The sequence below is a fragment of the Burkholderia sp. AU4i genome (assembly GCF_000466765.1).
Classification (GTDB): domain Bacteria; phylum Pseudomonadota; class Gammaproteobacteria; order Burkholderiales; family Burkholderiaceae; genus Burkholderia; species Burkholderia cepacia.
The window spans coordinates 41,641-54,785 of sequence record NZ_ASSI01000035.1; the positions used below are offsets into that span (position 1 = coordinate 41,641).

Sequence of the window (13,145 nt, forward strand, 5' to 3'; positions counted from 1 at the left end):
ATCGACGACTCGTGTGCGTCGCGCCGACCTTTGAATCGATTCGGGCACGAGATGCGCGGATTGCAACGACGGAGCACGGACTATGCATGACATCACAGTACTCGACGGCGGCATGGGGCGCGAACTGGCGCGGATGGGAGCGCCGTTCAGGCAGCCGGAGTGGTCGGCGCTCGCGCTGATGGAGGCGCCCCATTACGTCGGCCTTGCGCACGACGCATTCGTCGCGGCGGGTGCCGACGTGATCACCGCGAACAGCTATGCGGTCGTACCGTTCCATATCGGTGAGGAGCGGTTTCGTCGCGACGGGGCCGCGCTCGCGGCCCTTGCCGGGCAACTCGCGCGGCAAGCGGCGGACCGCGCAGGGCGGCCCGTGCGCGTAGCAGGATCGCTTCCGCCGACGGGCGGTTCCTACCGCCCCGACCTGTTCGACGCGGCGCGCGCCGATGCAATCTTGGCGACGCTCGTCGATGGGCTCGATCCGTACGTCGACCTGTGGCTGGCCGAGACGCAGAGCCTGACCGACGAGATCGGCGCGGTCCGGCGAGCGCTGGGTGAGAATCCGAAGCCGCTCTGGGTCTCGTTCACGCTGCGCGATGACGTCGAAGCAGGCGCCACGCCGGTATTGCGATCGGGGCAGACGCTCGACGAAGCGATCGACGCCGCCGTGTCCGCGCGCGCGACCGCGTTGCTGTTCAATTGCAGCCAGCCGGAGGCGATGGGTGCGGCGATCGAGACGGTGCAGCGCACGCTTGCGCGAACGGGGACGTCGCTCGTGATCGGTGCCTATGCGAACGCGTTTCCGCCTCAGCGCGCCGATGCGCGTGCGAACGAGGAACTCCACGGTTTGCGCGGCGACGTCGATCCGCCCGGCTATGCAAGATGGGCGGAGCAGTGGCTTGCGCTGGGCGCGCAGATCGTCGGCGGATGCTGCGGAATCGGCCCCGACCACATCGCGGCATTACGCGACGCGGTCGATGCACGCAGCGCCCGGCATACCGGGTTCGGCGAATGAAGATCGACGGCCTGGACCAGAAGATAATCGACGCGTTGTGTGCCGATGCGCGGATTCCGCTCGCGGTGCTGGCCGACAGGATCGGTCTGTCCAGGCAGGCGGTCCGGAACCGGATCGACCGGCTCGAAGCGCTGAACATCATTGCAGGCTATACGGTGCGGCTCGCATTGCCCGACGAGGTCGTGCCGGTGCGCGCCGTGATGCTGGTTTACCGCAAGGACCGGATGCGCGGTGCGGACGTGCTTGCCGCACTCGAGCGGATCGCCGAGGTGCGTGATTGCGCGGTGCTCAGCGGCGAGGTCGATTTGCTCGTACAGATAGAGGCCGCCACACACGAGCGCATCAGCGACATCTGGGCGACGATCAGTGCGATGGACGGTGTGCAGAACATGACGACCAGCTTCGTGCTCGACTCGGTTGTCCACAAGCGTTGACCAAACCGGCGCGACGGGAAAAGAGCAGGTCAGTCTTCTCGCGCAAGCCGCAGCAAGATGTCGGCGAGGGCTCGAATTTTCGGTTGTGCCGCACGTTGGGACGGATATACGAGGAAGTAGGAAAGGCCGTCGTGAACCACGTCCTCAAACGGCGTCACCAGCGATCCGGCACGGAGCCGGTCTCGTGCCATTCGTGGGTCGCCGATGGCAATTCCGTGTCCTTCCGCCGATGCCGCGAGCGTCAATTCGAGGGTATCGAATACAAGTCCACGGTCCGCATCGATCTGGAGCGCCCCAACATGATCGAGCCAGCATCTCCACTCCGCGTGGCTGGGCCCGGGATGGAGCAAATCGACATGCGCAAGGTCGGCAACGGATCGCAGTGATGTTGTCAATGCGGGCGCGCACATCGGCGTGAGCGTCTCGGAAAACAGCGGTAGCACTTCCATACCGGTCCACTGTCCCGTGCCTCGCACAATGATCGCATCGACGTCGGACGTAGTGAAATCTGGCGTATCGTCCGCGGATGTCGAAATACGAAGCTCCGTGCCGCTCATGGCGCGATGAATGTCCGGCAGCCGCGGGAGCAACCAGCGAATGGCGAACGTGGACGGCAACGTCAAGGTGAGAACCGAGGTCGTCCGTGCATGGATGTCCGCGTGCTGAACCAATTGCGTGAGCACGTTGACCGCGACCGTCAGCAGTCCATTTCCTTCCGCCGTCAACGTCAGCCCCGATACATGGCGCACAAAGAGCGCGCATCGATAATGTGTTTCGAGCTGCTGTATCTGGCGGCTCACCGCGCCTTGCGTACGGCATAGATGAGCCGCGGCCTTGCTGACGCTGCCAAGCTGCGCCGCGGCGACGAATGACTGAATCGCTGCCAGCGGTGGGAGGGGCCGCGTCAGGTCAGCCAGCGGATATGCATGCGCTGCATACCCGGATTGCATATTTTTCGATTGTTCGGTCATCGGTGCGTCGCTATCGTGCGTCTACCGGATGCCCTGTTCTTGAGAATGAACGGGGTTGTCGACGAATGATCGGAGGATAATTTTGGACTCAACGTCGGGATCACTATATACGGAACAGGTTCGCGCGTACCTTCGGGAACTGGAGCGAGGCGATGTCGGTGCCATCTGCGCGCTATTTACGCCGGACGCGCAGATTTTCTCGCCATTTCTCGGCTGGATGCACCCTGAGCCCTTCTTTTCGAAGGTCGCTGCGGCGTCGGGAGAAAGCAAGATTACACCGATCGATATCTGCGTCAGCGCGAGCGGGGCTCGACGTGCGACAGGTTACTTCATCTACGACTGGGGCCTGAAAGACGGCTCGGCGGCGCGCTTCGAGTGCGTCGACGTGTTCGAGTTCGACATCGCGGGGCTCATCGAACGGATGATCATCGTCTACGACACCCATCCGATTCGTAGTACGGTCGGCGACAAGTACGCGTAGCGGAATCGATGTCGCGCAATACCGAAGGCTGGTTTATGGGGAGGTTGCCGACAAGCTTCCGGCGGCCCTCGGCCGGCCGTTCAGCCGTTCGGTGTGGAGCGAGCAGTATTTGCTGGACGAGCTGGCGCGCGACCCGAACAACATGATGCGCAAGTATCGTGCGGCTTTTGCTCAAGGGCGAGGTGTCGCTTGGGACGGCGACTTGCTGGCATGCGGAGCACGCCTGATCGCGAGCCAGGATCAGACCGGCGGCTAACGGAAATACGGGGCACGCGGGCGGTGCGCCGGTCAAGCCGGGCCGGCCTCGCCCGATCGTGCCCGTGACGCTCAGATCACGAATTCCATCGGCTTCGTGCCGCATTGGGCATCGGGCAACGGCTCGCCACGCTGCGCCGCGGCCAACAACCGGCCGATCGCAATGTGGACCACATCGGCGCGCACGCTCGACGGGGTGAAGCCTGCGGCGTTGTCGAGTCCCTCGCGGTGCGCACGCATGATTCGCACGTCTTGCTGGATCACGGAATGCGTGTAGAGGTGCAGCAGTGGTTTCAGCGCACGCAGCACCGCAGCGGGCAACGCAAAGCGATAGGCGATGTACGTATAGACACGCGATCGACGCGTGTCGAGCGGCGTGATCTGGCTGACGATCAGAAAACTCGATCGGCTGCCCCAGTGATAGTCGCACCGCGTGACGTTCGGTGCATAAAAATGATCGGTGTGCCGAAGCGGTTCCCCGGACGGATTGGTCAGCCAGTCCAGCATGCCGATCTTGTCGCCGTCATCGTGATACGTGACCTCGACGCTCTGCTGCTTGAGTTCGACGGATGCCCGTAGTCGCCGTCCAGTGGATGAGCGGAAGATCCGGTCGTGCACGAACACCGTATGCGGGACGTCCATGAAGTTCTCGACCAGCGCACCGAGGTCGCCATCGAACGTATTGACCATGTAGTACGACTGCCACGGCCGTTCGCCGTAGTGCGGCATGTCGAACGGCCGCTTCAGCGCTGGATCGTCTCGCCCGCGATAGACCCAGACGAGGCCGTGCCGAGTCAGCACCGGTAACCTGCGCTGACGATACGGGTAGGTCGTACCGGGCGGTGCGGCGCTCGCGCCGTCGATGCTGGGAATTCGGGTGACGCTGCCGTGCTGGTCATAGTGCCAGCCGTGATACGGACAGACGAGGCAGCCGTCGATGACCTTCCCGGCCGACAACCGGGTGCCGCGATGCACGCATTGATCGACGAGCGCGACGATCTCGCCGCCGGCCGTCCGGAACAGCACGATGCCGAGGCCGAGTACCCGCGTGCCGAACGGCTTGTCGCGCTTGACGTCGGCTTCGGTGCCCGCGACGTACCATTGCTCGACCAGCGCGCCGAAGGCTTCGCCATTGGCGTCCGGCACGGATTCGTCGCACGGGGGATGCGTCGATGCGATCGATATGTTCAACATGAGCACGTGTCCTCGATGAAGGCGCGGAGTGCGTTCGCCACGGCGGGCTTGGCCACCAGGGCGCGGGGTTTGACATCGCCGGCGCGGATGCCTGCACGCTCGTGGGCTCGCTGGACGAGATCCGCCAGCTGGGCGGCGCCTCCGGGCACGCGAACCGCGCGCAACGGGCCGAGCTGGCCGACCGTGCGTGCGTGCCGGTAGTGAAAAGCGCGGGCGAGAGCCTGTTCCAGCGCATCGCGCAAGGCGGCGACGTCCTGCGTACCGCTGGCAAGCAACAGCAGGTAATGGGGCGGATCAGCGTCTGCGCACGGAATCACGCAACCTTCATCGCCCGGTTGCAGCACGTCGGAAAGCGACGCAGCCAGATAGGCTTCGTCCAGCTTTTCACCGACCAGATCGCTTTGCGTGCCAGCCCGCCCGACGAAGGCCACGCATGGCGTCCGTCCCGCATATCCGGTCACACGGACCCGATCGCCGAGCCGATAGCGGTACAGGCCGCCTCCCGTCGTCACGACGACCTCGACGGTATCGCCCGGCTTCAGTTCTTCGACGCCAATCGCGGTTCCGTCGTCGAGCAGAAACTCCAGGAAGTGGCTGCAGACGGCGAGGGGGCAGCCGGTCGTATCGCCGAACGGCAGGCTGACCACCGCCTCGGTGGAAAACAAGCCTTTCGGAAGCCATGCCGCCTGAGGAAACAAGGTGCGGGCATGAGTGGCGTAGCCTTTGCTTGGACCGTCCATCCAGCAACTCACTGCCGCGAGCTGCGGCCACAGCCGGCCGCAGTGGCCATCGTCGAGTGCGCGTCGCAGCGCTGCCATACGGATCGACGGCAGCGAATCGAACAGGAAGGTGAGCGTATCGCGGCGCTGCGGCTCGGCGTGGTCGAACAGCGGACGAAGCAGACTGGTCAGGAAGGTCGGGCTCCATACGCTGATGAAGGCGAGATCGTCGGCGGCGATAAGCGCGCGTAACGTTTCGTTGCGCCACGCCCGACCATTACCCGACAGCGACGGGGCGACGAGCGTCGGCAGTAGATCGACGAGCGGGCTGCCAGCCAGGTAATCGAGATCGCTGTCCGATCCGATCATGATGCCGTTGGGGGCGCGTTCGCGCGCTTGCATTGGCGGCGACATCGACCAGTACGCGCGCCCGGCCGCGACGCCGGGCACGGTGCGATGCAGATCGGCGAGCCAGACGATCAGCGCGAACTGCAATTCTTCGAGAAAGGCTGGCGTGTAGGGAATGAGCTTTTGCTGCTCGCCGCCGCCGCTGGTGCGCTCGAAGAAGCGTGGCGCCTGGGCGGTCAGGATCGGAGCGGACTCCTGGAGGGCACGATCGATCCATCGGGACATGCCGGCGTAGGAGGTTGCCGGCACGCGCTCGCGAAATTGTGCTGGATCCGCGATATCGGCAAACCCGTTGGCCATGCCGAACGCCGTGTTCCGATTCGCGGCGAGCAAGCGTGACAGAACGGTTGCCTGCGCGTCGCCCGGCGCATCGAGCGCGGTGAGCCACGCGTGACGGAAGGGTTCTGCAGCAGCGCTAAACGCGGCCCACGCATCTTGTGCACGCACGTGCATCCTCTCGTCAGAAATAGGTCTTTTCGAGCTGTGTCAGATCGCCGGGCAAGCGCCGGGGCGCGTCGAACACATGCAGCCAACCGTACCACAGCGGTCGCGTCTCCGCCGCGTCGGAGCAGGCATGAAGCTCCTGCCAGCGCAGGCTCGGATGCCGGTGATGCGTCAGGTTGTAGTTGAAGTTGAGGAATGCCCAGCGGATCAGTGTGGGGGCGCGCATGTTGTATGTGCCCTCGACAACGTCGAGCGGCGTGTGCATGTGATACACCCACTGAAGCGACGACCACGAAAAAGCGAATGCGAGATAGGCAAGCGCGATATCGAGCACGCGCCAGTCCAGCAATGCGCCCAGTGCGATCCACGCGGCCACGCCTGCGAGGGTTTCGTATCGAATTCGTCGAAAATCGGCCTGGTCGAAGTCTTTGAACGCAGCCGCATACGTGTTGTCGCGTCCGTACTTCGCCCAGCCATACGGGACGCGACTCGGAAGCACGGCCAGGACGAAGCTGCCCGCGAAACTCGCGAACCAGATGCCGCCGACGATCGCCGCGTAGTATTCGATTCGCTTGCGCCACAGCGAAGCGTCCGGCTCGACGAAGTCCACCCGCTCCGCGAGCGTTCGATTCCGCACGTGGTGGCCGAGATGATTCACGTGGATCAGCGTCGCGGCCGCGCCGAACATCGCCGATGCCCACCACATCATCAGGTAGTTGACTGCTCCGCGCCGATGCCCGAAACCGTGGAAAGTTTCGTGCATCATCGAAAACACACCTTGCATGATCAGGCAGAACGGTACGAGCGACACCCAGCGCAAGGGGCTCGTACCGTGCGACAGCCACGTCAGGATGCCGGCCCATGCAACGCTCTGCAACGCGAGCACGCAGAGATTCAGCCGATCGAACCGTCGCGAACATTTATCTATGGCGCTTGCATTGGCAACGAACATACAATTCGGACATGGATGGTGGCGGCGACGCAGAGCATACCTTCGATCGCCATCATCGAACAATACGCCCGCCTGCGCTGATCTTGCGCGTTACGCCGCGATCGACCGCGACCATGTCCGCCAAACGAACCGACGATTCCATGCATGAGCGCTGCAACGACGCGGCAGACATCCGTCGGCGCAATCCGCGTTTTTGTTTTGCCGACCACATTCCGCGCTATTGGTATCGTGACAAACGCCTCGTGACGCGCTTTTTCGACGCGTTCTCGATCATGTTTCCGCTCGGCGAGAAGTTTTTTGTCGATAGCGTGAGGCAGTACCGCGACGCGTTGCCGGTCGATGGCACACTCGCCGCTCAAGTGGATGCTTTCCTGTACCAGGAGGCCGCCCACATCCGCGAGCATCGCGCGTATAACCGGCGCCTGGCTCGCCAGGGCATGCCGGTCGACGCACTCGAGGCGCTCATGCGGAGACGGCAGCAACAATGCCGGCGTGTCGCGTCGCCGCTGCTTCAATTGACCTTCACGGCATGTCTTGAGCACTACACGGCCATTCTGGCCGATCTGCTGTTGCGCGATCCGGCCATTCTTGACGGCGTCGACCGGTCGATGGCCGTGATCTGGCGATGGCATGCGATCGAGGAAACCGAACACAAGGCCGTCGCGTTCGACGTATTTCGTGCTTGCGGCGGCGGCGCGATCAAGCGCTATTTCATACGGACGGCGGCGATGCTCGGCGTCACGGCATGCTTCATCGTCGATCTGGGCTATTTCATCGTTCGTCTCGCGCGTGCCGACCGCGGCGCCGGCAATTGGCGAAGCTGGGCACAGCTTGGCTGGTGGCTGTTCGGCGCGCCGGGCATCGTTACCCGCGTGCTGCCCGCGTGGCTGGTTTGGTTCTCGCCGCGTTTTCACCCTGCGCGAATCGGGAATCCGGCCACGCTGGCTGCTGCCCGTGCGGCACTCGCTGCCGATGGCGTGACAACGGAGCCGGCATGAACGCACGGCGTCCGGCATGGTCGCCGTCCGGCTTCGACGAGTGGCGGCAACACTACCCATCGACGCCGTTCGAACCGGCGCCCGCAGCAATCGACTGGACCGGGCACTTCATCGAATGCTGGCATGCGCACGGCACCCACGCATGCCCGGAGACCGTCGTCGTGCTGATTGCGGGACTCTATTCCGAGTGGATACCTGCCTGCTTCCGGCATGCCGTGCGGGCGTTGCGTGCCGCGCGGTACCCAATCCTGCGTGTGCCGGTCCGCTCGTCGCGCGCGGTTGCCGAGCAGGGCGCGCATATCGTGCGCTACCTGCATGCGCGCCTGCCTGCTGATCGCCGCTTTATTGTCCTCACCCATAGCAAGGGCGGGCTCGATGCATTGGCGGCGCTGCATGCGGATTCAGGGCTTCGTGCTCGCTGCGACGGTATCGCACTCGTTCAGCCGCCGGTCGGCCCGAGTGCGATCGTCGACGGGCTGCTCGGGCAACGTGGGGCGCGCATCGATCCCGCATGGCTGGGTCGAGCCGCCGGGAGATTGTTGCGCACACGCTGGCTGCATGCAGGCTCGCGCGATATCGGCAGCGAGCGCGACGCCGGCATCGCGAATCTGCTGTCTGCGGTGCCCGGTGACCTGCACTGCGTGCATGTCGTGAGCTGGTCGATCGAACGCACGTCCCGGTTCGACGCACATCACTCACGCCTCGACCGCTACCGTCCCGGTTGTGCGCATGACGGACAGTTCTACCTGGACCACCAGACGATTCGCGGCATGCCTCAAGTATGCGTGCCGCATCTCGACCATGGCCAGCCAGTACTCGGCGGCGCCGGTTTCGATGCGGGGCGTTTCTGGCTTGCACTCGTTGCGCTCCTGAATGACACGCGAGCGGCAGCGGTCGCGAGCGGTCAGACGAGATAGATCTCGAATCCCGGGATCGCTTCGGTGCCGCCCGGATCGAGTGCGGTCGCGCCGGGCGTCGATAGCGTATACAGATCCATCGGCAGCGCGGTGTACCGATAGCCGCGCAACGCGGACCATAGCGGATCGTGATCGTACAGGCAAAGCTGCAGCAACGCATAGCGGCTCCGCTCTCGTTGCCAGACTGCATCGAGCAGCGCCTGTGCAATGCCCGGGTCGCGTCCGCTCACATGCAGATGAGTCAGGTAGATGTCCTGAAGCGGCTGGCCGGGTGCTGCGATGGGAGGGCGTCCGAGCAACGGCGCGATGGCGTTGACGCCGTGACGCAACGCACCGAGTGAGCGCGGCAGACGTTCCAGGACGATGCGCTTGATACGTCCCGCATCCCACGGAGCAACGCAGCCCACGATACGCCCCTGTGCGTTGCGTGCGACCAGAAAGCGCTCGATTCCGAAGTCGGGCCAGGCGTTCAGGCGGCGCGCGAATTCGTCCGCTGTAAAGACGCAGCCGAAGGGTTGGGAGCGCGACTCCTGGTCCAGGAATGCGCGGAGCGCGTCGGCATCGCTGGACGACGCGTTCGTGATCCTGACGGAGTCGGCGCGCCGCGCAGCAATACGTCGCGCATAGATCGATACGTTACTGTAGCCGCGCCAATGTCGAAATCCGAGCCGGGTCCGCTTGCCTGCCCTGAATAGCGATTGCGTTGCGATCCGGTTGTCGCGTATGACGCAGCAGTACGTATGCTGCACATCTTCGTGCCGGGCGAGATCAGCGAGGCGATCGACGACATAATCGACCCACGTGCGTGCCAGTTCGCGATCGGGTGCGATGCGCAAGTCGCCGAGATAAGCGATGCGCTGCTTCTCGCCGGCGAGGTAGCCGTCGCGAACGACCATGCTGGCCATTCCCTTGACGTGCCCGGCGCTGTCCTCCGCAAGCCAGGTTCGATAGTCGTTCGAATGACAACGATGCAGTGCGAAGTAATCCGGTGAGCGATCGAAGCGAAGCGGCATCCCGCCGAGCATCGCGTAACGTGTTTGAAACGCGAGAAGCCGTTCGTTGTCGGACGCTGTGGCTGGCCGGATCCGCGTCATTGGCTCATTCACCGGTGAAGATGCGTCTTGCCATCGGGCGCAGGTTTTCCGGCGTCAGTTCACACAGGCAGACGAGCTCGTTTCCGTGCGCGTATTCTGGATTGCGCTCCAGAAAATAGGCGACATCCGGCAGCCGCCGATGCGCGTCCGGCACTTCGGCGAGGGCTGGAGCAAGGCGGCCTTGCGGTGTGGGGAAATTGAGCACGCCGGACGTGGCGTCGTATGCGTGCCCGAAGCGCTCGACAGCCAGATGATCGAGCAGTGCCTGACGCAAGGGCTCAGCCGGTCGGTCGAATCGCGGGGTGAAATCATGCGCGAACGCTCGCAAGTAGCGGTACGTGCGATGCCCTTTGCAGATCAGGAACCAGTATAGTGCCCGGTCAGGCGAGTTGCGTTTGAGCTCACCGGCGAGTCGAATCCAGCAAAACGCGAGTTGCTGGCTGCCCCAGCAGGCCGGATCCACGATCGTGTCGCCGGAAAACAGGATGCGCAGTGTGGTGTCGCCCCACTGCTGTTCGTATAGTTTCAACGTGGAGAAGCCGCGCAGCTTGCCGGTGTCATCCCGCATGATGACGCAATGTGTCTTGTCGTCGAGATCGTGTTCGAAGCGTGCCTGTTCCGTATCCCGGTAACAGGTCGAGTAGAGCGCGTACATGTGTGCAACGTCGACGTCGCGCAGCTGCGCACGTGTCATGGAACTGGCTCGAAGCGGCATAGCGTCGTTATTCATGCGAGCTGAAACGATTTATCATGATACGCGATCGAGCCGCTCCATTTTTCACATGCGCGCCATACCTTCTGTTTCCCTCTCCTATATACCGTCAGCGTTCGATGCGTGGCGGTGGCTCGCAATCTATGTCGTCGTGTCGGGCGCACTCTACTTCTGGGTTACGCACGCGCCGATGGCGCCCGTGGTGGTGCTGCGTCCGGAGCCGTACGATGCAGTTATTCCGCGCGTGTCCGCCAGCGTGCCGCTTTATTTGAGTTACGCGCTCGTGATGCCGTCGATTGTCTGGTTCGGCCGAGACCGCAATTGGCTGCTGCCCGCATTTTTCGCCGGTGCGCTTGCCGCAGGCCTGTGCATCGTCAGTCATCTGTTCTGGCCGACTGCCGTGAGCCGGTCGCCGGCTGTGTCGGGATGGATCGCATGGCTGTATCGGATCGACACCCCACTTGCCGCGAGTCCATGCGGGCATGTTGCGTTGCCTGTGGCGGTAACCGTGGTATTGGCTGCGCTACGTGTCCGCGCAGCGCGCTATTACGCGGCGTGGAGCGCAATACTCGCGCTCACGGTCTTGACGACCGGGCAGCATCTGCTCGCGGACATGCTCGCGGGGCTCGCACTCGGCGTCGGCGTTGGCGGTGCGACGACCGCGCTCATTCGTCTCGATGTCGACCTGCGTACGGCTGCGGCACTGCTGCTTGAATGGCTATGTATCGTAGTTACGCTACGAGTTGCGTTGTCGGTGGGCCATTGGGGCGGTTACCTCGTCGCCGCCGTCATTGTCGCGACGCGGCAACACGCGTTGTTCATTCTGTATCACGACGCGACACACTACCATTTGACCCGCCGCCGTTTCGCGAACGACTTTCTGATCAACCTGGCAATCGGCGTACCGGGGCTCGTGCCCATCGAATTCTATCGCCCGTTGCATCTTGCACACCATCGACACGTCGGGACTGCAGACGATCCTGAGCGGAATTATCTGTACCACGCGCAGCCATGGAAATTCGAGCCACTCGACACACTCCCGCTCATCCGGCAACTGCTCGGTGACCTGTTCGTGGTCAACATGGTGAAAAACATGCGCGCATATCGGCGAGCGAACGGGCGTGGTGCGCCCATGTCACTGCCGCTGCTCGCTGCGATATCGACATGGGGCATCCTGCTCGTGCCGCTCGTGCATGCCTGCACGGTACGCGAACTGTTGACGCTGGCGGCGCTTTGGTTCGTGCCTCTCGTGACAATTGGCGCGCTGGTGCAGAAGATCCGTAGCATTGCCGAGCACAGCGGCGGGCCGGGTGTCACGGCCGGCTGGAATGACTGGACTTATTCGTGGCGTGTCGGGTTACTGGGACGCTTCTTTATTTGGCCGTACAACATCAACTACCACCAACAGCATCATCGTGAACCCGGCGTGGCGTGGCATCGCTTGCCCGGATTGCGTGCGACCGACGAGCCGGTTCTGTCTTCGCGGCAATTGCCTGCATTGCTCTGGTCGGGCGCCTCGCGTCGTGGTAGTCGAAGATAGAAAATCCCTTTCAAGACACGATGAAGTGCCCCATCGATCCAGGAGCGAAAGATCGGCACGGCCCGTTGCGATCCGTCTGACCCGTGCCGCGCAACCCCGATCGTGCATTGAGCGCAGCCATTGTCTTGACGCGCTGGGGATTCATCGACCGTAGCGCGAGGCCTTGTCCGGAACGACGGGGTCAATTCCACGCCAATGCGCAGCGGTATGGCGGCCTCCACGCGCACGCGGCCCGGATGAATACCCATGCGGATTGTCTTGGTATCGAGAGGCGTCACACCGCCAGATCTCGGCGGCTTCGTGTGCTAATCCCTCACGCCCTGCGCCGAGCTCATGAAGTTGACGCTGATCCGCGTGCCGTCGATTTCCGGTTCCTTGGGCACGCAGTGCACCCAGTCTTGCTGCGCGCGCCCTCCCATCACCACCAAGTCGCCGGAAGACGGCTTGAAGGTCATGGAGCGGCCGCCCTTGATCGGCTTGATCAGGAACCGGCGTATCGTGCCGAGCGTCAGGACGGGCACGATGCAGTCGAGCTTCCGGCACGAGCCGTGGTCGCGATGCCAGCCTATACTGTCTTGCCCGTTGCGATAGAGGTTCATCCACAGGCCGTCGTATTCCACGCCGTAGTGACGCGATAGCGCGCGCACAGCCTGCAGCAGGCGCGCGTCGGGCACGTCGGCGACATGCTTGTAGACCGCCGTCATGCGCGGCTCGCGGAACACCTGGTTGAACATGCGCCGATCGTGCTCGAGCCACGGAACGCTATTGCGCAACTGCTCATAGAGCAGCGAAGCCCCCGAAATCCATCCGGGCACGATGTCGATCCAGGAATGGGCGTCGAGATCGAAACGCCTTGCCGATCGAAAGGACTCGTCTATCGAGAATTCGGCGTCGCTGCTTCCGAACAAATCGCTCTGAGCAGGTACCGTGCTCGGGATCCGTGTGATTGAATTCATCGTGCAAGTTGATCGCTTCCGGTGTGACGAGTCACGCGGCCGGGAAAGATGTCGATAT

13 protein-coding genes and 1 pseudogene are annotated in these 13,145 nt (G+C 63.3%); 7 read left to right on the forward strand and 7 right to left on the reverse strand.

The window, feature by feature from the left end; genetic code table 11:
- Positions 1-82 precede the first annotated feature (82 nt).
- Positions 83-1,012 carry a homocysteine S-methyltransferase family protein gene (locus L810_RS06445; protein ID WP_021157542.1) on the forward strand — a complete coding sequence of 310 codons (930 nt, stop codon included), beginning with the start codon at positions 83-85 and terminating at the stop codon, positions 1,010-1,012.
- On the forward strand, positions 1,009-1,446 hold the full coding sequence (locus L810_RS06450) for an Lrp/AsnC family transcriptional regulator (RefSeq protein WP_021157543.1): 438 nt from the start codon (positions 1,009-1,011) through the stop codon (positions 1,444-1,446). The genes L810_RS06445 and L810_RS06450 overlap by 4 nt, the downstream gene beginning before the upstream one ends.
- Positions 1,447-1,475: 29 nt before the next feature.
- On the opposite strand, the gene L810_RS06455 is transcribed toward L810_RS06450, so the two are convergent.
- On the reverse strand, positions 1,476-2,417 hold the full coding sequence (locus tag L810_RS06455; RefSeq protein ID WP_021157544.1) for a LysR substrate-binding domain-containing protein: 942 nt from the start codon (positions 2,415-2,417) through the stop codon (positions 1,476-1,478).
- An 82-nt stretch (positions 2,418-2,499) separates the two neighbouring features.
- Between L810_RS06455 and L810_RS06460 the strand changes: the two genes are divergently transcribed.
- Positions 2,500-2,898: a nuclear transport factor 2 family protein gene (locus L810_RS06460; protein WP_021157545.1), complete on the forward strand. Its 399-nt coding sequence runs from the start codon at positions 2,500-2,502 to the stop codon at positions 2,896-2,898.
- A gap of 28 nt (positions 2,899-2,926) precedes the next feature.
- A pseudogene (locus tag L810_RS44750) lies at positions 2,927-3,094 on the forward strand (aromatic alcohol reductase); the annotation flags it as partial.
- Between the two features lie 131 nt (positions 3,095-3,225).
- Here the strand turns inward: L810_RS44750 and L810_RS06465 are convergent.
- From L810_RS06465 to L810_RS06475, 3 genes are read right to left on the reverse strand one after another with little or no spacing between them, the layout of a single operon-like run.
- On the reverse strand, positions 3,226-4,347 hold the full coding sequence (locus L810_RS06465; RefSeq protein WP_021157547.1) for an aromatic ring-hydroxylating oxygenase subunit alpha: 1,122 nt from the start codon (positions 4,345-4,347) through the stop codon (positions 3,226-3,228).
- Positions 4,341-5,921, reverse strand: a complete 1,581-nt coding sequence (locus tag L810_RS06470; RefSeq protein ID WP_081712807.1) for a GH3 family domain-containing protein — start codon at positions 5,919-5,921, stop codon at positions 4,341-4,343. The genes L810_RS06465 and L810_RS06470 overlap by 7 nt, the downstream gene beginning before the upstream one ends.
- A gap of 13 nt (positions 5,922-5,934) precedes the next feature.
- On the reverse strand, positions 5,935-6,804 hold the full coding sequence (locus L810_RS06475) for a fatty acid desaturase family protein (RefSeq protein ID WP_230953725.1): 870 nt from the start codon (positions 6,802-6,804) through the stop codon (positions 5,935-5,937).
- Between the two features lie 77 nt (positions 6,805-6,881).
- Here L810_RS06475 and L810_RS06480 point away from each other — a divergent pair, with 77 nt between their 5' ends.
- Both L810_RS06480 and L810_RS06485 read left to right on the forward strand, forming a co-directional pair.
- Positions 6,882-7,868 (forward strand): metal-dependent hydrolase, encoded by a 987-nt coding sequence (locus L810_RS06480; protein WP_257008801.1) that lies wholly within the window; start codon positions 6,882-6,884, stop codon positions 7,866-7,868.
- Complete coding sequence (locus L810_RS06485) at positions 7,865-8,785, forward strand: hypothetical protein (RefSeq protein WP_021157551.1); 921 nt, start codon at positions 7,865-7,867, stop codon at positions 8,783-8,785. Before L810_RS06480 ends, L810_RS06485 begins: the two co-directional genes overlap by 4 nt.
- On the opposite strand, the gene L810_RS06490 is transcribed toward L810_RS06485, so the two are convergent.
- Together L810_RS06490 and L810_RS06495 are read right to left on the reverse strand one after the other, a co-directional pair.
- Positions 8,773-9,879 carry a hypothetical protein gene (locus L810_RS06490; protein WP_021157552.1) on the reverse strand — a complete coding sequence of 369 codons (1,107 nt, stop codon included), beginning with the start codon at positions 9,877-9,879 and terminating at the stop codon, positions 8,773-8,775. The genes L810_RS06485 and L810_RS06490 overlap by 13 nt on opposite strands.
- Positions 9,880-9,883: 4 nt before the next feature.
- Entirely contained in the window at positions 9,884-10,573 is a 690-nt protein-coding gene (locus L810_RS06495) for a hypothetical protein (RefSeq protein ID WP_021157553.1), read from the reverse strand.
- Here L810_RS06495 and L810_RS06500 point away from each other — a divergent pair.
- Positions 10,572-12,131 (forward strand): fatty acid desaturase family protein, encoded by a 1,560-nt coding sequence (locus L810_RS06500; RefSeq protein ID WP_257008802.1) that lies wholly within the window; start codon positions 10,572-10,574, stop codon positions 12,129-12,131. The two genes, L810_RS06495 and L810_RS06500, sit on opposite strands and share 2 nt — an antisense overlap.
- A 305-nt stretch (positions 12,132-12,436) precedes the next feature.
- On the opposite strand, the gene L810_RS06505 is transcribed toward L810_RS06500, so the two are convergent.
- Positions 12,437-13,039, reverse strand: a complete 603-nt coding sequence (locus tag L810_RS06505; RefSeq protein ID WP_021157555.1) for an alpha-ketoglutarate-dependent dioxygenase AlkB — start codon at positions 13,037-13,039, stop codon at positions 12,437-12,439.
- Between the last annotated feature and the right edge of the window lie 106 nt (positions 13,040-13,145).

Coding starts and splice junctions, on each gene's coding strand:
- L810_RS06500 (WP_257008802.1), top strand. CDS start 10,572: ATGGAACTGGCTCGAAGCGGCATAGCGTCGTTATTCATGCGAGCTGAA.
- L810_RS06480 (WP_257008801.1), top strand. CDS start 6,882: ATGGATGGTGGCGGCGACGCAGAGCATACCTTCGATCGCCATCATCGA.
- L810_RS06450 (WP_021157543.1), top strand. CDS start 1,009: ATGAAGATCGACGGCCTGGACCAGAAGATAATCGACGCGTTGTGTGCC.
- L810_RS06445 (WP_021157542.1), top strand. CDS start 83: ATGCATGACATCACAGTACTCGACGGCGGCATGGGGCGCGAACTGGCG.
- L810_RS06495 (WP_021157553.1), bottom strand. CDS start 10,573: ATGACACGTGCGCAGCTGCGCGACGTCGACGTTGCACACATGTACGCG.
- L810_RS06490 (WP_021157552.1), bottom strand. CDS start 9,879: ATGACGCGGATCCGGCCAGCCACAGCGTCCGACAACGAACGGCTTCTC.
- L810_RS06485 (WP_021157551.1), top strand. CDS start 7,865: ATGAACGCACGGCGTCCGGCATGGTCGCCGTCCGGCTTCGACGAGTGG.
- L810_RS06455 (WP_021157544.1), bottom strand. CDS start 2,417: ATGACCGAACAATCGAAAAATATGCAATCCGGGTATGCAGCGCATGCA.
- L810_RS06465 (WP_021157547.1), bottom strand. CDS start 4,347: ATGTTGAACATATCGATCGCATCGACGCATCCCCCGTGCGACGAATCC.